Annotated in this window: 18 protein-coding genes and 1 pseudogene; 6 read left to right on the top strand and 13 right to left on the bottom strand. The window is 42.9% G+C overall.

Going from position 1 to position 20,409, the window contains the following annotated elements:
- Positions 1–74 precede the first annotated feature (74 nt).
- The 4 genes and pseudogenes from F6K38_RS09965 to F6K38_RS09950 all read left to right on the top strand — a co-directional run bounded on the left by F6K38_RS09965 (position 75) and on the right by F6K38_RS09950 (position 3,532).
- The gene (locus tag F6K38_RS09965; RefSeq protein WP_287356549.1) at positions 75–1,598 is read left to right on the top strand and encodes a hypothetical protein; all 1,524 of its coding nucleotides are present in this window, start codon (positions 75–77) and stop codon (positions 1,596–1,598) included.
- A gap of 119 nt (positions 1,599–1,717) precedes the next feature.
- Positions 1,718–1,861, top strand: a complete 144-nt coding sequence (locus F6K38_RS09960) for a hypothetical protein (protein WP_287356565.1) — start codon at positions 1,718–1,720, stop codon at positions 1,859–1,861.
- 267 nt (positions 1,862–2,128) lie between these two features.
- A pseudogene (locus F6K38_RS09955) lies at positions 2,129–2,308 on the top strand (tetratricopeptide repeat protein); the annotation flags it as partial.
- A gap of 237 nt (positions 2,309–2,545) precedes the next feature.
- A complete protein-coding gene (locus F6K38_RS09950) occupies positions 2,546–3,532 on the top strand; it encodes a DNA/RNA non-specific endonuclease (protein WP_287356548.1) in 987 nt (328 codons plus the stop codon).
- A gap of 2 nt (positions 3,533–3,534) precedes the next feature.
- Here the strand turns inward: F6K38_RS09950 and F6K38_RS09945 are convergent, their stop codons facing one another.
- Positions 3,535–3,966, bottom strand: coding sequence for a nuclease A inhibitor family protein (locus tag F6K38_RS09945; protein ID WP_287356546.1), 432 nt, complete (start codon positions 3,964–3,966; stop codon positions 3,535–3,537).
- Positions 3,967–4,601: 635 nt separating this feature from the next.
- Between F6K38_RS09945 and F6K38_RS09940 the strand changes: the two genes are divergently transcribed.
- Entirely contained in the window at positions 4,602–4,913 is a 312-nt protein-coding gene (locus tag F6K38_RS09940) for a hypothetical protein (RefSeq protein ID WP_287356544.1), read from the top strand.
- A 128-nt stretch (positions 4,914–5,041) separates the two neighbouring features.
- Here the strand turns inward: F6K38_RS09940 and F6K38_RS09935 are convergent, their stop codons facing one another.
- On the bottom strand, positions 5,042–5,722 hold the full coding sequence (locus F6K38_RS09935) for a hypothetical protein (protein WP_287356542.1): 681 nt from the start codon (positions 5,720–5,722) through the stop codon (positions 5,042–5,044).
- 588 nt (positions 5,723–6,310) lie between these two features.
- Positions 6,311–6,700 (bottom strand): hypothetical protein, encoded by a 390-nt coding sequence (locus tag F6K38_RS09930; protein ID WP_287356540.1) that lies wholly within the window; start codon positions 6,698–6,700, stop codon positions 6,311–6,313.
- 295 nt (positions 6,701–6,995) lie between these two features.
- On the opposite strand from F6K38_RS09930, the gene F6K38_RS09925 reads away from it, so the two are divergent.
- A complete protein-coding gene (locus F6K38_RS09925; protein ID WP_287356538.1) occupies positions 6,996–7,607 on the top strand; it encodes a hypothetical protein in 612 nt (203 codons plus the stop codon).
- A gap of 99 nt (positions 7,608–7,706) precedes the next feature.
- On the opposite strand, the gene F6K38_RS09920 is transcribed toward F6K38_RS09925, so the two are convergent.
- From F6K38_RS09920 to F6K38_RS09875, 10 genes are all read right to left on the bottom strand, one after another.
- Positions 7,707–8,417: a hypothetical protein gene (locus F6K38_RS09920; RefSeq protein WP_287356537.1), complete on the bottom strand. Its 711-nt coding sequence runs from the start codon at positions 8,415–8,417 to the stop codon at positions 7,707–7,709.
- A gap of 153 nt (positions 8,418–8,570) precedes the next feature.
- Positions 8,571–11,660: a hypothetical protein gene (locus F6K38_RS09915; protein WP_287356535.1), complete on the bottom strand. Its 3,090-nt coding sequence runs from the start codon at positions 11,658–11,660 to the stop codon at positions 8,571–8,573.
- A gap of 125 nt (positions 11,661–11,785) precedes the next feature.
- On the bottom strand, positions 11,786–13,381 hold the full coding sequence (locus F6K38_RS09910) for a DEAD/DEAH box helicase (RefSeq protein ID WP_287356533.1): 1,596 nt from the start codon (positions 13,379–13,381) through the stop codon (positions 11,786–11,788).
- A 242-nt stretch (positions 13,382–13,623) separates the two neighbouring features.
- Complete coding sequence (locus F6K38_RS09905) at positions 13,624–14,142, bottom strand: hypothetical protein (RefSeq protein ID WP_287356531.1); 519 nt, start codon at positions 14,140–14,142, stop codon at positions 13,624–13,626.
- A 78-nt stretch (positions 14,143–14,220) separates the two neighbouring features.
- On the bottom strand, positions 14,221–14,850 hold the full coding sequence (locus F6K38_RS09900; protein WP_287356530.1) for a hypothetical protein: 630 nt from the start codon (positions 14,848–14,850) through the stop codon (positions 14,221–14,223).
- 19 nt (positions 14,851–14,869) lie between these two features.
- Positions 14,870–17,056: a hypothetical protein gene (locus tag F6K38_RS09895; protein WP_287356529.1), complete on the bottom strand. Its 2,187-nt coding sequence runs from the start codon at positions 17,054–17,056 to the stop codon at positions 14,870–14,872.
- A 182-nt stretch (positions 17,057–17,238) separates the two neighbouring features.
- On the bottom strand, positions 17,239–17,691 hold the full coding sequence (locus tag F6K38_RS09890; RefSeq protein ID WP_287356528.1) for a hypothetical protein: 453 nt from the start codon (positions 17,689–17,691) through the stop codon (positions 17,239–17,241).
- A gap of 66 nt (positions 17,692–17,757) precedes the next feature.
- Positions 17,758–18,003: a hypothetical protein gene (locus tag F6K38_RS09885; RefSeq protein WP_287356526.1), complete on the bottom strand. Its 246-nt coding sequence runs from the start codon at positions 18,001–18,003 to the stop codon at positions 17,758–17,760.
- Between the two features lie 3 nt (positions 18,004–18,006).
- Positions 18,007–18,516 (bottom strand): hypothetical protein, encoded by a 510-nt coding sequence (locus F6K38_RS09880; RefSeq protein ID WP_287356524.1) that lies wholly within the window; start codon positions 18,514–18,516, stop codon positions 18,007–18,009.
- 59 nt (positions 18,517–18,575) lie between these two features.
- On the bottom strand, positions 18,576–19,247 hold the full coding sequence (locus tag F6K38_RS09875; protein ID WP_287356522.1) for a hypothetical protein: 672 nt from the start codon (positions 19,245–19,247) through the stop codon (positions 18,576–18,578).
- Positions 19,248–20,409 lie beyond the last annotated feature (1,162 nt).

Raw genomic sequence — 20,409 nt, 5'->3', positions numbered from 1 at the left:
GCTGTAAGGATTTGATCAATTGATTAACTCCTTGCTGCTTACTATTGGCTTGTTTTTGACTAGGAAAATCAAACATGAAACTTATTTATAGAACCATTACATCAACAGCGATTGCCTCAACAGCTATTCTTGGTATTTCTGGTAGTGCAGAAGCAATCAATCTGACCCTTGATATAGGGTCAAACTTTACAAGTAGCACATTTGGAGTTGATACTGGTTTTGTCCCACCGGACACAATGGGTGCAGTTGGTTTGGATCATATTGTTGAACTAATCAATGGACGTTATAAAATCTATGAAAAACCAACAGGTGAAGATGTTAAAAGTCTTTCACCTGATGTGGATATTTCACTTGATGAATTTTGGAAAAGAGCAAATGTTACTCCAATGGGGGATACAACGGCTCTATCGAAATCATTTGATCCTCGGGTGCTTTACGACCCCTTTAGTGAGCGGTGGTTTGCCACATCAGTAGATAATGCACAGAACGCTAACAATATCCTTTTTGCTGTATCTGAGTCCTCCAATCCCATTGATGGGTGGACTGGCTTTAGCATTGATAGCGATTCAACTGATCAGCGTTGGGCTGATTTTCCCACATTAGGATTTGACAAAAATGGGGTTTATATATCTACTACTTTGTTCGATATTCCAGATAGTGGAGATGATGACGGAGTACGATCTTTGGCTGCGGTTGTAGCACTACCAAAAAATGATTTGCTAGCAGACACGCCAAGAATTAATGATGAAAAACCAACTTTTGAAAACAGGTCAGATATTGGTTTTAACAACCAGCCAGTTGTTAATTTAGACAATACGGATATACCTGCAATTCTTTTATCCAATATATCCGACAACCAATTTAGACGCTCAAATATTACAGGAAACATAAACTCACCAACACTTATACCGAGCGGTACAGTTGATGTTATGCGGTTTTCTTCACCACCAAGTGCCGAACAACCAGGTCCTAAGCAAAACATTGATACAGGAAATAATCGCTTTAGCTCAAATCTAGTTTTGATAAATGGCTCAATTTGGGGGGTTCAGTCAGTAGAAAACTTTGGTCGTTCAGCACTACGTTGGTTTGAAATTGATGAAGCTACTAACCAACTCCTTCAAGAAGGTTTGATTGCTAGCCCTGAACTTAGCTTTTACTATGGTTCTATTGCCGTTAACGAATATAACGATGTTGTAATCGGTTTTAGTGGATCGGGTTCGGGTGAGGAACAATTTGTTAGCAGCTATGCAGTTGCTGGTCAAACAGTTGGTGGAATTACGACCTTTAGTGACCCACTGTTGTTAGAGGAAGGTGTTGCCGACTATGAGTTGATTGGCAGGGATGATCCCCTACGCCGCAATCGCTGGGGCGACTACAGTGCGACAGTTGTTGATCCTACTGATCCCTTTACTTTCTGGACTTTCCAGGAGTTTGTTTCGGCTGAAGATATATGGTCTACGCAGATTACTGAGCTCAGAATTGCTAGTGCAGTGGTTTATGAACCGACTTCGGTTTTAGCCCTGCTTGCAATTGCTGGTTTAGGAACTAACGCTGCTTTGAAGAAAAGGAAACCTACCAAGTGCTCATCTATTAAGTAGGGCTTGCTGGAAAAACCGGAAACCCAATGGCATCAATGCTTTGAGCCACCTTAACAGTTGCTTAAGTTCAAGGAAATCTGGTAAAATCTGTCAAAACCCTTGCACCGCCATCAGGGAAAATGTACCAAAAAGTTGAGTCAGCCCCCAGCCAACCGGAAGATTTTGAACTGCCCTTTGAGGGAAAGTTATCACAAAATAACCGTTGGGTAATCATGGCTAATCTAGCTATGCAAGGATTTAAACGTTGGGCAAATTCTATATAAATTTTTTGGCGAAGGGTCAAACCTTCGCCAAGTGAGATGACTCACATCTTGCACTAAGAAATAGTGAAGCCTTAATCAAACAGTTTTAACCAAAGGTGCGACCCGTGGCGAATTTAATTCGCCACGGGTCGCACCTCTTTTATGCATAGCCGACTAACCATAAAGGCTTCACTATCCTTACGGTAACTTCTGACCCTGTTCCGCTACCTGAATGCCAGCAACGGAACTAGTTCCCATTAGACTCAAAACCACCCTTATGTAGCATCCAGCCTCAACAACCTGGCAGGACTGTACGATAACCAGGGTCGGTACGAAAAAGCGGAACCCCTCTACCAACAAGCCTTAAAAATAGCCGAGCAGGTATTAGGTAAAATTCATCCCAATACTCTCCTGATCAACCGCAATCTCACAACCCTACAACTTACAGTTCTACAAAAATACGATTAGCCCACTTTCCGCTTTCCGCGTTCGCGTAGCGTGACCTGCATGTCAATCGCGTAGCATCTCCAAGGCGAGAATCATGCACCATCCAAATCCCAATGCACTGCCTCTACTATGGTTAGATTTAGCATAAGTTATCACTATCAGCTGGTCTTTATGCTAAAGTGAGCGATCACGTTATTCACCTAGAAAACTTATTTTTCTCGTGTGATGATACAAAACGGTACAGAAAAAACGGTACAGATGAAACGAATATTTTTAATAGTGGTGGCGATCGCCTGGTTGGGTTTGGTCTTCTTCACTCCTAAAGTCGAAGCTTTGAATTTACCTGAATGTGTCCTAAACGATTGCAATTGCAGTGACTTCGCAACGCAGCCTGAAGCACAGGCTGTATTCAATGTCTTTGTCAAAGACTTTTTCAGATTAGACAAGGACGGTGATGGCATTGTCTGCACTAGTCTCCCTGGTACACCTAAAACTGAAAAAGTTGAGCCTGAAGCGAGTGAGCTTTCTCAACCTAAGTCATTGTCGAAATTGGTGCTAAAACAAATTAAGTTTGGCAATCCCAGTGATGCTGATACTGTACTCAATAATTATCTAATCCCCAAGGAGCAGTTTGTAATCTCATATAATTGCTCTCGCAACCTCGCTAACTGGGTGTCGTGGATGGTGGACGCCAGCTACCTGGGAGATGTTGAGCGTGCTGATGATTTTCGCCCAGACCCCGATTTACCATGCTATCAGCCCACACCACGAGACTACAGAAGAAGTGGGTATGACCGGGGGCACATTGCTCCTAGTGCTGACAGAGACAGCAATAAGGAAGATAACAGCGCCACATTCTACATGTCGAACATAATGCCCCAAAGTCCCTCGAATAACAGAGAGGTTTGGAGGGAACTAGAGGGATATGAACGGGATATTATTACTGAGCTCGGTAATAAAGCGGTTTATATTGTGGCAGGCCCTCTAGGAAATATCGGCACCATTGGGAATGGTGTCACTGTTCCAGAGAGTACATGGAAGGTGATTCTGGTTGCTGGTGCAAATGGCAGTCCCAGCCAGACCATTGCTGTAAATATCCCGAATAACGAGTCGGTGAAGAACACAGACTGGCAGGATTATCTCACAACAGTTAATAGGATAGAAAAACTAACAGGCTATGACTTCTTTAAAGAATTACCCGATGAGATTGAGGAAGTCCTTGAGAGCAAAGTTTATCAACAGTAGACTTACGATTCTACTTCCATAGTTTTTAGGGCAATCCATTGTTCGGACTCAGCCAAGCCTGTTACGAAAACATCGGCTTCAGCTTCTCCTGCTGTGTAGATGACGATCGCTTCGAGGTTTTCTTGTAATAATTTCACCAAGTCTTTGTAGCGTTTTACGTCTTCTCTATCTTCCTGGCCATGCCAGTCTTGTTCTGTGGTGGCATTGAGGAAGAATGTCTCGAAGTCCCTAGTTTTTACTGGTGCCTTTCCTGAAAGTTTAGCGATCACTTCAGCTGTGGGTTCCTCATCAAGGGTCAAGAGTTCCCACAATTCGTCACTTGCGCTGAGCCAGTATAAGTTGTCAATTACGCTGTTGAGTTGTGAGAGCAGGTCAGTCATGGGAGGCAGCGGAGAATGGACGGTACTATTGTATTGCCAACGAGGCTTTTTCACCTAGAAAAAAAGAATGGGAAATAGATGCGTACGCCATTGGTAAGCATGGAAGCGTACGCATCTAAAGCTTGTCTCATAGTGGAGCAGGACCCCTTCCCAGAGTAGACAAATAAACTGCTGCTGGATGCCGAGTAAGAGGTACAGCAGTAGTAAGGGCAAGGGAATTACTTGAATTAGTCGCGCAATGCAATACCGTAGCTATTCCGATAGTAGCACTAGGACGAGCGTAAGACTTATTTGTAACAAACAAAAAGCCATCTTATTTCCCTCAATACCTATTAACGGCATTATGTACACTTTTGGTTATCTTTTTAGTTGCTAACCTAAAGTTGACAAGTAATTCATCTGTCGCGATAATCAACGCCAAATGTTTGGGCTTTCTCTCTTACTCCCTGGGTCGGTCGTCCGATTTAACGACCGCAATGGCCTCCCACCTCTTTTGCTCCCCGGGTCGCGCGTCAGATTAGACTCGCGAAATTGCATACCACATATTTAATTCTCCCTCAACCAGTGGAGAATTAGCAAATGGAAGGATAAGAGAGTCCTATAATCAAGAATCAAAGAATACCGCTTGATAGCACTAACTTTGCCTGTTTTTGGCTCTGCTGTTAATAATGGGTGATAGGTTTTTGTTTGTGACGACTGGCCACAAGCAAAAAAGGCGAATTGTCCAAGGTTGTCCGTTAATCCTCAGGGATGTACGGACAACCTTGGACACTCTGTCCACATCCTTAAGTCTCTCCCTTGTCGGAACGAGAACAGTATTATTCACCTTTGCCCATTGCCGGTTTTGGAAGCCTTGCCAGGAGCTAGTTTCAGATTATTCTTGGGGAAAATTGCCGGAATGGATTGTGACCGCGAAAGCTGTTGCTATGCCTAGGATTGCGCCTGCTTCGGTAGTCGATGAAGTGAGCGCGAATGCTCCACATGGCCTGAATCTTCCATAAATGTGTGGACTGATTTCTCCAAAAATGCAGCGATCGCTTTTAGCGGAAGCGTTAGCTTCATCGCCCACCAAGAGAAAACCCCAGCAATTGCCGGGGTGTGTGGATGAAGCGATATGCCTAGCTTCCTGTTAACCAATCATAGAGTCTGGGTCAATGCCTAGATCCCAGAGCTTCCGCCTCAACTGCGCATTCTCTGCTGCCAGCAGGTCGTCCTCAGCCATCCCAAAAGAAAGGTCTTGGAGCAGTTCTTCGTTCTGCTCTTGCTTCTGCTTCTGTTCTTCATACAGGTATCGCCAGCTCTCTGCATTGTGGTGATGCATCGCCTTCTCTTCTTTTAACTGCTGATTCTGGAGGAACAAGTCTTGAGCTTTTCCCGGAGTATAAGCTCGCCCAAAAGCTTCATCAGCCATTATCTGGAAATTAGATTTGGCAGACGCCATGATTATTCTAATGGCAGCTTCTTTTGTCTTGGGCTTGACCTGCTTCGCGTGATGAGCCCAATATCCCCAGTAAGTAATGGAATCATTGATCTTCCAAAGCGACACATCAGTGACCCCTCCTGATTCCATAATATAAGCCCCTTGGGTCACTGTGAAATCCTTCCCCAGCAGGCTTTTCAGGAGTTTAGACATCGTTTTCAAGGACACTGTGTTAAGCGATGCTTTTACTACGTTTGCTGTTCCCCTGCTACTAAGGTAGTTAATGAAAAATCCAGTGATTGGATCTATCTCGTCCGCTGTGTAAGTGTCGAGAATCTCGTCGGGAGCAATGCGGATGATGGACTTCCGAACTCGTAGTATATTTTCCATGTGTTATTCTTAGAGTAGTTTGTTGAATCACTGTAAGTCACAGTGATTGTGAGCGATCGCATGTTTGTAAGACTAGTGCGGTCGCTTCTTCGTGTATTATATCGCCATCAGAGGATATTTTCAACGACAGCATAGTAAAGTGATGACGCCTTCATAAAATAAAGTAAAGAGAGAGCCCGACATCCTGTCCCTCTTTCTGATTCCATTTCGTAGCAACCCGCGACCACTGTGAAATTCTCTCCCAGTAAGGTTTTCAGCGCTTTAGGCATAGTTTTCACGACCACTGTGCTTCGCATTAGACATCTCCAAAAATTAACCTCAAACCCTTGCACTGCCTGGGTCAAAACCGAGTTTCTGGAGATGTCTATTGAGATGTGGGGCTTCTCGCGCCTTTAGCTAATCCAGTCTGGAATCTCTCTAATGAGAACGATTCTAGGTACCCAGGCTCAACTCCTTTTTCTATAAGGTATTTAGCCAATGAAAAGTACTCTAGGTACCCACCTATGAATCTTCAAGTTTTGCCGAAGGGAGGAAAATCCCTTCGCCGCTACATCAAGGGTTGCGGCGGTTTTTACAGCTAGCCGTAGCCTAACCCCACGTTATTATTTCATTGGCCGGTGTTCTTTTAACCGTTCTGCTGATCAGGTTGTTGTTACCATCAAACTTTTCGGTGGTAACAACTTGTTGTGAACTATGAGTAACTTTATAATCATTGATTCCTTTCTTCTTTAAACCTTTAGCATATTGACAAGCTTGTGCGACATCTTCCAATTGCAAATCCAGATATATTTCTGTCTCGTTAAACCTTTTTACTTCTTCCTCTATCCTTTTGGAAAAGCCGGGAATTGTTTCTTTACCATAGCAGTAATTATTAAAAGAAATATCCAAGGCTGCTCTGGCTTTTTGTTCCGAACCATGGATTTTTAGTTCAGCCAAGAAAAAAGCCATCCTTTTCCCCGTTAGCTTCTTATAAGGCATATCTAAACTCCAGTAATATAACAGTTTTAAGTATATCGCCTTAGTTACTTTGCGATTGAATTTCGCCTTAAAGACCCAATAAGAACAAAGACTTGTCCTACCCTCATGCGGAAAACAGCAACCTTGTTTGATTTTGTACATTACTAATCCGTGCCCAACAACAGACCTACGGTCTTAGCCTCGCCAAAGACGAACCCCTGCCGATAGGAACCACAGAGATCACTCCAGTTGTATTGTCCCAATTCCCTTGCCACAATTGATTACTGTTAAGCACAGTGATTGAGAAAACAGAAAAATGCGCTACATTTGCTATCAGGACATCCCAAAGCCACTGACCTGCGAAAATCCAGAGGTGGGAGCGATCGCAGTTACTTATCTGCATGGGAACAGTTCTCTAGTCGAAGACTGCCAGCTGGTGAAGCTCCGGAAGAAGCTAAAAGTAGAAGAGACAGATACCATATACTTCGTTAACTTCTTCCCAGAGGAAATGATTCGGCAATTTTTAAAATTAGATGCCGTTGTCTACCATTCGCAGGGGACAGTAGAGGAATTTCCTGGCATTATGTCAACGCTAAAAGAGGAATCCTTCTTCGTTAATTTGGTAGAACTTGATGGAGAAGAACTGGTACAGGACGACAGGACTAATGGCTTCGATCAGCTGTTTTATCATCGGAAAGCTCCTGAAATTATTGAGGCTTGTAAGAGAAGCCACAGCAAGCACAAATGGACTATTGAGGAAGGATTGAATCGATACTTTAATGATGGAATTGATGCCGTGCTCAAAGGCATGGACTTCCACGGAGCTATTAGAGCTTATGCGGATTTGATTGAAATTGTACAGGACGAGAATGGCTTTGTTCCTTCCATTTTCGTAGGAGCAGTTGGCTGGATGAACCAGAAGAGATAAGCCAAAAATCCCCCGCAGGGAATTGCAGGGGATTTTTCTAGGTATTTGCTTTAGGAAAGCTGGAGTAGCCCACGGGGAGTACTGTGGTCTACAGTGTCATTATAACATTGGAAAGAAAGGGTTTCCACTGCCAGGGGCTAGTAACTCGTTGATATCGCTTTGTGGCCAATTGTCAACCATGTCTACCAATGGAGTTAGTCGCTTTTCTCCCTTAGTCAGATGTACAGACTTAACGCGCTCGTTAGGAGGGTGGTACCTTCTTTCTAAACTAGAGAAATCCCTTAAATATCCATCCATCTTGTTCGTATAATTAACGCCCGGATAAGTGCAAAAATCCTCCCAACGCTTCCATATTAACCTAGTGGGAAGCATGGAGTCTTTGGGTAAGATAGGAGCGCCAACTAATGGCTTAAAGAATAGGCAATATTCTAGCTTGTTGTTACGAAACCTAAAGTCAAAGTACAATGCAAAATTTGGGAAATTTGCTGTAGCTTGGTTTCGATAATTCCTTATCCAGGAACCGTCGAAAATGAGAAAAACCAGTTGCCGCTGAAAGGTTATAGAGTACTCGGACATCAAAGTCTCTAGCACTTCCATCTTGGAGTGAAACCGTATTTCTGTTTTTAAATAATTCTGAGAAGCTATTTGACACTCAATGCCTATTATTCTGGCTGCATTGATTAGATCCTTGTCATTTTTGTGCCAGTCAAACAATTTACAATACTGCTTGAGGCTGTCGTAGTTAACGCTTGCCATCACTTTTTCTATCTTGGGGTTGACTGGTAGCTGCACCCCCTGAGTCTCCGGCATTACACCGATAAGAGGACGCCGGTGTTGTTGGTTTTATATTAGCCTAGCTTCAGGTTTAGCGCAAGCTTTTTGTGGGATAATGTGTCTAGATTAAATCTAATAAATGTAAATAGTGATTACCTGCAAGTCATCAATAACTTGCAGGTATTTTCATCAAAAAGGAATATCCTCCATATCTTCCTCTGCTGCTTCCTCCTCTTGATAATGGTTAGTCAGAGAATAATTGCTAGATCCAGATTCTTGTTCATCTCTTGCATTGTTTAAAATTTGCATTCCCCTGGTTGCATACTCTTTTGGCAATTTACGAAGATCAGGATGCAAATCCCTAGCAATATTATGAAAATTTCCTGCCCTAATCTCAGCATGTGCAATTGATTCCGCAATGTATTCTGGTTGAGTCGCGATCAGTTCATAAGAGGGTACTATATTCGACCCAAACTTTTCAGGCTCAGGGTCAGGTAAAACAACGGGAATAGCAGTCGAAACAACTTCTGAAAGCTCTTCTTCTGGGCTAACCTCGATAGAGTCCATCAAATCCTCAAAGAAGGTATCTCCAGGGTCTTCAGGGATAACCCCAGGATTTTCTTCCAAAGTTCCATCACTCTCGATATCTTCCAATACAGAATTAACAAAAGAGAGTCCTTTATCCATTACCTCAGTTAAAAAGCTTAAGCAGTACTCTCCAACCCTTTTGATTAATGGAGAAGCAGTATTTGCCGGGTGAGGAGCAGACTCAGAGGAACCTTCTAGCTCTTTGATTACTTCATCGACAACGTCCGGATGCCACAGGATGCGAGAACCTCGTTGCTTAGCCTTGCCTGCTGCGATCGCGACATCTGTGGAAAACCACGAGCGATAAGTCTTGCCAGTCCCCGAAGTTACCTCCTTACGCACTTGGTAACCCAATTTGACGAGTGCAGCACTAATTTTGTTAGAAGTAGCCTTAACGGACTTTCCTACAAGGTCTTTTAGTTCCTTTGCTGTCAAATAAATAACAGAGAAAGCCTTTATCAGTGGCTTGACCAGAGCGCAGTCCCACTGTCTTCCAAGCCTGTACGGCTTTCCAGCGGGAAGAACTTGCCATTTGTTCCCTTCCCGGCGTTGGTAGCCCCAATCAACTAGGATCTTGTTTATCTCACGAATACTTACGACGACCTTAGACCCTAGTTCTGCGAGCTCCTCCTGGACGATACAGCAAAGTTTCTTCAGGGAAATAAAGTAATGGTCGGCCACTAGTACTTCATCAGCCGCCTCTTTGGGTTCGGCAGGGCTAGATTGCTCTGTAAACAATAGAGAAAAGTCTAGTGACTGTTTTTTTACAGATACCGGCTCAGGTGCTGGTTCAGGTGTTGGCTCAGATACCGGTTCAGGTGCTGGTTTAGCTACTGGTTCACAAGGGGGAAGAGTTGGAGGCTTCTTCTGAGAGTCTTTTCCTTTGAAAGCTATGGAAAACCATTCGAGGTACTCCGCCCAGATCACAGGGTGAACCCTCATCCCGTTTACTATGTCTCCCTGAAAAACTGCGGAATGTTTTACATGCTCAAGGACAGCTAACTGGGAGAAGTTTACAGTTACTTGATCTCTGTGTCGGATATAGTAGTCGATAAAAATATCAGCTTCTTCAGGAGGGATAGGGACTAAATCAAAATTTCCAGTATCAGACAGTGACCCTTTCCGTTCAGCTTCATAATGTCTTTTCCATAGCCGATTAACTGCTTCTTCTGCTCCGAGTTTCCTTTGTTGCCTAGCCTCTATAGGGTCAACTACCTCAGCCTCTATTACTTTTTCTTCTCCTCGTGAACTGTCGTCTACAGTGATAGCGTCATCATTTTTTGGAGGGAAAAACCCAACCTCAACAGTCTCGATAACTTCTGCTGGCTCGGGTTGTTGCATGGCCCACTGGACAAACCTCTCGCCAAACGATGGGTGAATCCAGATTTCTCCCTTGTTACGGTGAGTAAGGTCAAAGACTTCCGTTACATCCATGTCCTCGTACTCAGCTAATTCCATCTGAAAGGCAATGGTGCTGTCCAGCTCAACAAATTCAGAGAACAGCTCAGGATTTATTCCCGCAGATGACGCGATCATATTTAACAGAACATATTCAGAGACTTCAATCTCAGTATCGGTTTCAGCCTCAATCTCAGCCTCAGTTATTGGCTCAACTGCTGGTTCTTTGGTAAAAGGTGCTGGAGGGCTTTGGTATGCTTCCACCAAAAGAGAATGGCACCATAAAGTCTTTTCCCCAGAAATGTATGCCTTCTCTTTGGCTTTTATTAATTGTTCCAACAGCTCTTTATGATTGTCCCGAATAGAGGCTTTGAATTTCGCTCGAAATGTCGAATCTGTAGCGATTGCAGCTTTTGTAAGTTTTCCATTTTTGAGGCGTACGCGAAGAACTTGGACTTTCTCGCTCAAGTACTCTTCGGAAACTGGATGATAGTCATCAGGTACATCTGGGAAGAGAGGGAGTCTTCCCTGCTCCGCAGAAGGCTCTAAAGTACTTTCCAGTAAAGTAGTTTTCTCTGGAGGTTCCTCTGGAAGTTCTTCTGACGAACCTTCTGGAGAAGGTATCGGGTCTGGGTCTGGAGTCGAAACTGGAACAGATCCAGAACCTGAATCTGAGTCTAAGTCTAAGTCTAATTCTGAATCCAGCTTCACTTCGTCCAGGAAAGCAGCGGCTAGGTCTGGGTGACACCATTTAGCATTAGTGTTAAGGTCAGTTTCCCACGGCTTAATCTTCTGCTTCTTCATCTCCCATACCCATCTAGCCTTCTCAGGGGTATTGAAGAATGCATCAAACTTCCGAAGAAATTCCCGATCGTCAGCAGCTATTAGAACTTCTGGGGGAAGCTTTCCGTTTTCCAGAACGAGCGCGATCGCTTCTTTGTTGTACTTAAGGAGTCCGGGATGGACGGGATGGTAGCCGTCGGGCACCTCGTCAAGACTGGGAATTTCCACCACCGGATTAGCCAACCTCTCTAGTTCCAGCTTCCGGAAAGTCTCGAAGACCAATACCATGTCCGGATGAAGCTTTAATTCCTTTTTCCAGTAGTGCCAGTCGAATACTTTATGGTTGCCGGTAATGTAGCAAAAGTTATAAGTTTGTTTGATAAAGTCAATCAGGTTAATGGTTTCAGGCTTTTTTAGCCAAGCCTCTACACTATTCTTCGGTAAACCAGTGGTGTCTACATCAACTAGTGCAGACACCACTTTATAGTAAAGTGGCAAATTAAGTGTCATAATGAAATTGTTTGAATTTTATATTTCAATAGCGATCGTAGTCATTGGTATTTATTCTGCGGTCGCTTTTTACATTATACTATTTTTCCTGAAAAACGACGACCACACGCCGAAGCGTTTGATAGCTAGAAATCAATTTCTTGTGATTTAACTGATTGTTCCTGCACTTCCTGGAACTTGAACCACGCCCAGCCAGGCTTGTATCCCAATTGCTTAGCTACATACCGCCAATCCCCCAGGCCAAATTCCTGAATCCGAGGATGTTCAATGAGGCGGAAGAAGACCCATCCTTTCTTTTTGCCAGTTGATTGCTGGTTCTCAACTATCTCATCAACGTACGCTACAAATTCGGGATTTACTTGAATACCTACCTCTTCCAGCTCTCCTGCCTCTACGTCTATATCTGGAGAGCCACCACCACCAACTCCTTCGCCTTGTTGCCACAAAAACTGATGACAACAATTGGGACAAGTGGACTGATACATAGGAGTGATATTCCCGTCCTTATCCATGATGTGCTTAACTGGTTTCAACTGCTCATGAGACAGAGCCTTGAAGCAGTGGTTGCAAGCAGGGCACTTCAGAATAAATCGTCCGTATTTCAGAGAAATAGGATCCAGTGACCATTCACGTTCTTCATCCGGGAGTCCGTGATTAGACCAGTTCTGCGTGTGGTCGATGATGACAGCATGGTTTTTGCCTGGAGCAGGACGAAGAGCGCGCCCCAGCATTTGTAAGTGCATTATTAGGGAACGGGTGGGACGACAAATCTGTACTGCCTCTATGCTGGGTAGATCAAATCCTTCCGAAAATAACCCACAATTAGACAAAACAGTAGTTTCTCCCAACTCAAACCGCTTCAATGCTGCTTCCCGTTGGGCGTCAGAAGTCTTGCCATCCAAGTGTTCAGCTTTTATCCCAGCCTTCATAAACTCAGCGGTGATAGCCTGAGAGTGCTCTACCCCAACAGCAAAGATGATGGTCTTCAATCCATTTGCATGTTTCTGCCAGGAGGGGACTACATCGCTAATCATTTGCATCGCCAACTGTTCCAGCTGATCCTGGCTGTAGTCCCCGCCTGAGGTAGTCTTTACTCCCTTGGTATTAATAGCTTTCTTTGAAGCATACAGTTTGAACGGACTCAAGAAACCGTCATCAATTAACCGACGGGGGGAAACGCCGGTGACTAAGCTGTCAAAAAGCCATTTAAAGCCTTGGCCATCAGTCCTGCAAGGTGTAGCAGTAACACCCAGAATGTAAGCCTCTGGGTACTTCTCCATAACTTTGGTATAGCTCTGGGATACAGCATGGTGGGCTTCATCTATGATTACCAAGCCTACATCTGGGTAGTGCTTGCGGCGGGTCAATGACTGGATTGATGCCACCTGTACGTCCAACTCTGGTTCAGAAAGCATACCGGCTTTGATGTAACCTATTGGTACTCCAGTGACAGATTCGATCTTTTTCCCAGCTTGCAAAATTAATTCTTTCCGGTGGGCGATAACTAATACTCCCAGTCCTTGTTCTAGAAACTTTCTGGCGATAACAGAGAAGCACACGGTTTTACCTGAACCTGTTGGCAGTTGTGCCAGTACCCGTCGATTATCAGCCGCCCATTCCTTAAAAATAGCCTCGGTTAATTCTTTCTGATAATCCCGTAACTCGAACTGGCTAAAAGGCAAGTTGGTTAGTTTTTGGTCAATTGCAAAATCAAAAGTCATAATGGTAATGCTTGGAATACGGTTGAGAATTAGCTGTTTTCGTCTGTAATGCGATCGCACTTTCGGTCATGGGGTGCGATCGCATTTTGTGTCTAACTACAATTTGAAATTCTTACGGCAATTCCATAGACTTTATTTAAAAAATTCAGTAGTAACCCATCCATTTCCTTTGACATGCGCGTAATTTTCATCGTCTGTGAAATTATCGATTACTAGGAGGTGCTTAACTAGAAACGCTTGTTTTAGTTCGCGTTAGAGTCTGGAATGTAGCAATCCCACTGCTTCGCCTCCAAAGCCTCAAGAGACGTCCAGCCATTGGCTTGAGCATGTACATGGCTCAAGTCTTCAGTAACATCATTAATAACCAAAAGATGTTGCATTAGAATAGCTTCTTTTGTGTTTTTAGTTGTATGTGGTTCTTCCGTAAACAATGGGTAAATCTGGAGTTGTTTTGGTTTTTCTTCATTTTCTATAATAGCAAAATTGGCAATGCAGTAACCCATTTTATTTAGCTCATTTGTATCAAAAGCTCTGTCATTAAACCCTTGGTCGTAACCTTTTTGGTAACCAAAAAATGATGCAAGTCCCACAAGCCCTGTAGCAACTGCACCGATTGGCCAGTTAAATCTGAATTGACGGTGACTGTAATTGCGATTCATTTGATTTTCTCCTTGATCTTGATTAATTAACTTTAAACTCACTTTGTCATCCATTAGGTCACCAAAGGAGGTGCCCTGATGGTGTTTAAATTCAATCGACACATAAGTTCTTTATTGAACGATCGCACTCAGTCCTGCGTTCGCGTAGCGTGGCCTACGGCCAATCGCTTTTGCTTTTGATTAGTCCAGGCTATTAAACAACGGAGGCAAAGGCTTTTCTTGAAATTCTGGCTTCAACTCTGTCTTTAAGAAGATTTCGCTAGTTACTTCGTCTAAGTTAAATAAAACGAAAGATTTACTTCCTTCCCAAGAACTACTAGTAGAATCCTTGCAGCCAAGTATAATAGAAATGTAGCGAACGACGGTACCGAAAAAAAGTGATATTTTTCGACGCAAGGCTTTTTTATTAACAGAATATTCATCAGGTCGTTCAGTAAAATTATCCATTAAAACAATAAACATTTCTATGAACATTTTTGCGGCGATTATTTGCTCTTTTCCCATACAAGACAAAAAGAAATCTTCCCCGCGACCTGTTGCCATCAACCTAAAATATACTCTTCCACTAAATCCCCAATATTTGGCCAACTCTTGTATATGCAGACCGAACACTGCCTCTATCGCTTTTGCCTTTACGTGAAGCAAATGAGAAGTTACATCTTCGGGCGTTGGTTTTATTATTAGATCCCTTCCTTTTGGTTTTTTTGCTTCTGAGAGGATGTAAGTGCTTAGCATGTCATTTAACAGGTCAACAACTTCTGCTAATTCTTTGTAAGCTTGTTGCCGACTTGAGTTATTTGAATCAATCATTTTGACTTCCTTTGATTTATTACAATATCATTTCAGAGATTATTCTGTGGGCAAAACTTGGAGTCGATTTAGACTTCCATATGCTAGTAAAATCTTCTTTCCAATTAAGCTCTGAATGACAAACCTTGTCGTGACATTCTTCGCAAACTGGAATCATATTTTTCTTGGGCTTATCGTTCTTTCCGTCGTAGCTTAAATGATGAGCGTGCTTAGCTAATTTGACCTGACACACGCAACACATACCATCATTTAAAGCTATTGTTTCATCTACATTATTCTTGTGTCCAGAGTAGGAATAACGGGCATCTATTGCCTTAAAAGAACTGCCGACGATGAACTTCTTTCCAAGGGTAGGGTCGTTTTTCTCCATCCATTTGGCCAAAACATCTATCACATATTTGATAGCTTCATGATCTGTAAACCCTAGCTCCTCTTCAACGAAGTCCCATAGCTTTCTATGATCGGTACTATGAGCACGAGAAATAGCTTCTTGTAATACCTCTTCAGGTGTTCCAGTAGCCAAATTGACTAGGTCATTTTTTTTTACGTTTGGGCTGGAGTTGTCAGAAACGGTTTTAATATTGACCTTTTTGTAATTTCTCTCATCTCCCATTCCTCTCCACACTCCATTAGAGAAGTACACCCTCTTGTTGTCACTAGGTACTCCATCTGGTAATTCTACATATTGAGTAGGAAAATTTCTTTGGATGCCTTTAGCTATCCCACTCTCATAAGTCAAAGGATTACCACTGGGGTCAGTAACTGTTTCTCCCTTGTTGATGAAGGTCATGATCAGTCTCAGCTGGCTGACAATAGTTGCATTATCTTGAAGCCCTCCTGCCGTAAAATATGGACAAATAAAGTAGATGCAAATACCAGAACCAATTCCCGTACTAATAGCGATATTGACAACTTGGTTACAGTCTTCAATGAATGGAGTCAAAATTTTTCGGTATTTATTAGCCTTAGACGCCACCGACATCCACTCGTCAACAATCAGAATTTTGCGGCCTTCATAGTCGAGGTAATCTTCTATTAAATTTCTAGCCTCATCAATGACATCTTCAGCTGGCTTACTTTTTAGACGGCCAATATCAACTTCTACTTTCCAATAACAATGATTCCAGCGTCCATCTTGATCAACTTTTTTAGCGGCAAGATTGACCATGTATACTCGGTAGCCTTCTGCCGCTTTTTGTTCGGAAGCTTTAGCGATCGCTCGTGTCTTTCCGCTTCTCTGCTGCCCTACAATACAGCCAGATTTGTCAATGTTCTCAAGCAGGTCATCGTAACCACTTTTTACTTGCAAACCTGGCCGCTGATAACTATGGGTTTGAATTACTACTTCCAGATCTTCCTTCTCTTCAGGCTGCTGGTATGGCTGACTGTTGGCCTGATCCTGAGGTTGGTTATAACTGTAACCTTGGGTTTGTTGTGGCGGGACGTAACTATTTAGGTACTGCTGCGCCATAGGTAAGTGTTTTGCTTGGGGGACAGCTCCGGGGACGTCTATGGTCTGAATGACTGGGAAAGCTCTTGCTACCTCATCTAGCATGTCGAAATAGGGGGAATCTAACTGGTCGTCGTACACGCTTTGGCACATTTCCAAGTAGGTATCCCAACGCTGCTGAGGAGGAACTCTTTTTTCTAGAAATAAAATTACCTCCCTAACTGAGGATTCAACAAACCTCAGCTCACAGGCTTCTAGAGGAGTTAAAAACTTACCTTTAGACTCGCTTGTCCTTGTCTTGTCTGCTGTAGGACTAGGGTTACTTCGCAAGCTTATTTGTCGGTTATAATTTCCCGACATTAACTGTTCCTTAGTGTATGTTTGGGAGGTGGCCTCGGGTAGCGCATTATTTTGCAAATCTCTAATGCTGCCTTTTACTTCACTAAATGACCAAGAAAAAAATTTAACTTTTCTGGTATGAGAGGCATCAGCTATTAGCGTTAATAAGGTGGAGATGCCTCCCATTGCTAGAGCAGCAGCTCCAAGAGTCGGTGCAGCGCTAAAAGTTCCTAAACCTAGAACAATAGCAGCAATCCCCATTCCTTCAGACACATTTACCCTTTCTTCGCGATCGCAGTTCCCTTGATTCAATAAATTAAGTCTTTCTTTTACCCATTTCCTAACGGTAGTACTTTCTGGCTCAGGGTTTTCCAATAGCGCCCGGTTTGGAAACTGTATGACAAGTTTCTTTGACATAGTTCAATACTCTCCTTCTGCAAATTGATAAATATAAAGGCCGCAGCTGAAACCTTAAAAGAGTGGAGCCTTACAACAAAGCTAAGCACCTATTACACGCAGCCAGTTAACCATTAAAGGATCCACTCTTTTTGCGTTAACTTCTAACCGCAAAATTATCTTGCGGCCTTTATATTAAGCATTTAAGCGTTCTTATGTTGATTTCTGGCTAAGTTCATCAAGTAAAATAGAATTCCCACAGAAATAGAAGCAACGCTAATAAGATTCAAGAAAATAATCCACCCGCCGAGCAATAGTCCTATACCTTCTGCCAATGGATTACGTTGACTGAAAGCAATGATAAACTCAGCAATATACGACAAAACCCCAATGGCTATTACTGCAACAATCACTGCCATATGTGCATTTTTTAAATAAGGGTTGTAGAAAAACGTGATACACAATGTCTGCAACATGTTAGTAATTCCTGCCAATATCAAGCCGATAACGAACATCGTCCAATCAACTTGAGAGAAGTAATACAGCAAGCCATTCATGCCGCCTCCTTTAAGTCCTATCCAAGAGTCTCCTGGATAGGGGCTAGGGAATAGACCTGGACCATCTACTAGGTAGTAATAAAAGTTATCTATAGACATGACAACTAACCCTATTAGCAGACAAACAGCATAAAACAAGTGAGCTTCTTTCGATACAAAAGCAAATCAAATAAATTCCCCAATAGCTGCTGCGACAGTGGCCAATATTGAAAAACCTTTCTTGAGCAACCATCGAATTGTTTCTAGAAACATTACCGAGCCTTTTTCCTCTTTTTTGAAAGAGTAGTTAAGGTCTTCTGTTTCATGAGCATAATAAGAGCCTGAAGCGTGAGCTGAGCCTGCATATGTAGTTACAGTGTCACCTGTGTAGGTTCCTTGAGTTCCTATATATCGTTCTCTAGAGCTAGCCATAAATCAAACCTTTTCCATCAATTTCTGGTGTTTTTTGCAGTAAAAATTAGCTAAGTCCACTTCGTTTTTAATATTTGAAGACTTTAGCGCGGGTCTTTTCAGAGTTATTACAGCCGCTCCTACGCAAAACCGAGGAGTGTTATCGTCGGTCAGCAACGCTAGACCGCCAGGGGCATTGTCTGCATGTCGCTGAAGACTTTCCATAGAGTGATGTGGAGGGTTGTTATGAGATGGAGAAAAAATATAGTCAGACAACACCACTACTTTCCCCCCGTCTACAATTTGGTGTTTTGCTTTGGTATCTGCTAATTCCCTTTGCCGTCTTAGGTCTTCCTGCTGGTCTTGTAGCAGGTAATCTTTCTGTTCTTGCCTTCGGTCAAATTGCTCCTGTCTTGCGATCGCTTGTTGTTTCTTAGCGGAATTCTCCATCCATTTCGCAGGCCAGAAAAACATCATCATTACTAACACCGACCCCGACATGCAATTTGACCAGAAAATTAAATCTTTTTTCATCTGTCTCCCTCCTATTAGCCCCCTTGTAAGTCAATACAAGGGGGCTTTAATCCTACTTGCTAGCTATTCTTCCGTTCGCGTAGCGTCGGCTTTGCCGATGCATTAATGGCCTTGAACTTTTCCAGAGCCTCAGTGGAAGTCATTTGGGTTCGAGGAACTGATGCGGTAGGGGGAACTAAGTGGTTCACCATTCCTGCCTTTAGACCAGGGGTAAAGGTTTGACGAAAGGCAGTCAAGCTGTTCTTGATGGCCTGGCCATAAAGCTTCAAGTTCCCCTCTAGGTGGTTCTCTTGCTCTTGAACAGCCGATTCAAAGGCAGTCTGGTTGATAAACCCAAACAACTCTCGATAAAGCTGGAACTGATCGGGAACCATCTCCATTACTAGCTCTGGAGGAATGTCTACCCCACGTTGAGCTAGAGCAGCACTAATTGAATTCCCCAAAGCCATATCTGCATCATTAGGAGACTGATAAACCATTTCTCCCCCAACTGTACTGCTGCCATCTCCAGAACCATTCAGTAATCGTTGAGCTTGAGTGTTGGTTTCCCCAATTACTTCGTCAATCATAATGACGTCATCTAAGGAGACTGTCTCGCCATTATCTAAGTTAATCCCCTTTGCCTTGGCTAACTTATTTAGTGCTACGTCGGCTTGTTCGTAAGTCTTTTTTCCATCCTCTACAAGCATGTCTAAAGCTTGAGTTCTGTTTAGTTGTTCTTGATTTGCCATTGCTTGTACCTCTCTTCTAATGTGCTAGGCTTTACAACTTTTATTAGCTTTAACAACTGAAATGCTGCTATCTTATATCTCATATTTGGCGAATCCATGAGAACTGATACCAGCCAAAACAAGAAAGTCTGGTAAATCAATAGACCTCTTATTTTACTTCCCCTCTTGCACCCTTGCGATATATAGAAATGGTAAGAAAGTAGGATTCGATCTGAACTTTCTGGGAAGTTTAATATCCCCCAATCTATTACCCCTCTTCGCCATCTAGAGGTCTGCTCTTGGGAAATTTTGTACTTCTCTTTAACTTGTTCTCTAAACATCATCCTTTCAGGTTTGTAGGAAAGGAAAATGTCATAAACAAGGTTGACGTCAGACGTTGTGTCGCCACTCTGATCAGACAATAGGTCAAATACGGGGTCAACCCTATTGCCGTCTGTCTGATCAGAATATACTGTGATGCTTTTTATACAACCACCTCTCTTTTATTAACATCTAATCGCAACAGTGATTGTCAATATCAAAGACACGACCTTAAATAAGTGACTCGTGTGATCGTCGAAAATCAACTAGTTGATTTTTCCTGTTTCCAAACACTGGTCGCGAAAATTTAATCGCTATCAGACGTGATAATTAGTGTCAATAGCCTTATCAGACTACTTAGATGTCTGATAAGGCTTATCAGACATTGTTATTAACTAGGGCAATCAGTTAACGTCTGATTGCAAGAAAACTTGATACTTATCAGGCATTAACTACATCCAGTAATTAATGTCTGATAGCGCTTATCAGGCTGTCTGATAGGCTATCAGACGTGCCTGATAGATTTATCAGACGTTTTATCAGGCACTGAAAAGATTCTGATTATTAGTTAAAAGAGGTTGCTGTAGTGAGGCCAATTATCGTTACCTCATCGTTACAGCCCGCTATTAAGACATAAGTAACTTATCAGCGCCATCGTCCCGTAGGTGCAACCGCTAACAAAGATAGCGTTCAAGAAAAACGTCATCATGATCATTTAGTTTTCTAGGTGCTGTAGCGACCTAGAAACACGTAATAATGAATCTAGGTCTAGTTTCTGGCCTACTAAAGCGGGCACTCGTGTTTGGAGTTAAGGTGCTCGCTTTTTCATTCACATTTCTATACTAGCGAGACATTTTAATTT

Source organism: Moorena sp. SIO3B2, assembly GCF_010692525.1.
Classification (GTDB): Bacteria; Cyanobacteriota; Cyanobacteriia; order Cyanobacteriales; family Coleofasciculaceae; genus Moorena; species Moorena producens.
This window is presented reverse-complemented; position numbering and strand designations above follow the sequence as displayed.

Bases quoted from the DNA above. Each gene is read 5' to 3' on its own strand.
- F6K38_RS09965 (WP_287356549.1), top strand. From the start codon at position 75: ATGAAACTTATTTATAGAACCATTACATCAACAGCGATTGCCTCAACA.
- F6K38_RS09960 (WP_287356565.1), top strand. From the start codon at position 1,718: ATGTACCAAAAAGTTGAGTCAGCCCCCAGCCAACCGGAAGATTTTGAA.
- F6K38_RS09950 (WP_287356548.1), top strand. From the start codon at position 2,546: ATGAAACGAATATTTTTAATAGTGGTGGCGATCGCCTGGTTGGGTTTG.
- F6K38_RS09935 (WP_287356542.1), bottom strand. From the start codon at position 5,722: ATGGAAAATATACTACGAGTTCGGAAGTCCATCATCCGCATTGCTCCC.
- F6K38_RS09930 (WP_287356540.1), bottom strand. From the start codon at position 6,700: ATGCCTTATAAGAAGCTAACGGGGAAAAGGATGGCTTTTTTCTTGGCT.
- F6K38_RS09925 (WP_287356538.1), top strand. From the start codon at position 6,996: ATGCGCTACATTTGCTATCAGGACATCCCAAAGCCACTGACCTGCGAA.
- F6K38_RS09920 (WP_287356537.1), bottom strand. From the start codon at position 8,417: ATGCCGGAGACTCAGGGGGTGCAGCTACCAGTCAACCCCAAGATAGAA.
- F6K38_RS09915 (WP_287356535.1), bottom strand. From the start codon at position 11,660: ATGACACTTAATTTGCCACTTTACTATAAAGTGGTGTCTGCACTAGTT.
- F6K38_RS09910 (WP_287356533.1), bottom strand. From the start codon at position 13,381: ATGACTTTTGATTTTGCAATTGACCAAAAACTAACCAACTTGCCTTTT.
- F6K38_RS09900 (WP_287356530.1), bottom strand. From the start codon at position 14,850: ATGATTGATTCAAATAACTCAAGTCGGCAACAAGCTTACAAAGAATTA.
- F6K38_RS09895 (WP_287356529.1), bottom strand. From the start codon at position 17,056: ATGTCAAAGAAACTTGTCATACAGTTTCCAAACCGGGCGCTATTGGAA.
- F6K38_RS09890 (WP_287356528.1), bottom strand. From the start codon at position 17,691: ATGTCTATAGATAACTTTTATTACTACCTAGTAGATGGTCCAGGTCTA.
- F6K38_RS09885 (WP_287356526.1), bottom strand. From the start codon at position 18,003: ATGGCTAGCTCTAGAGAACGATATATAGGAACTCAAGGAACCTACACA.
- F6K38_RS09880 (WP_287356524.1), bottom strand. From the start codon at position 18,516: ATGAAAAAAGATTTAATTTTCTGGTCAAATTGCATGTCGGGGTCGGTG.
- F6K38_RS09875 (WP_287356522.1), bottom strand. From the start codon at position 19,247: ATGGCAAATCAAGAACAACTAAACAGAACTCAAGCTTTAGACATGCTT.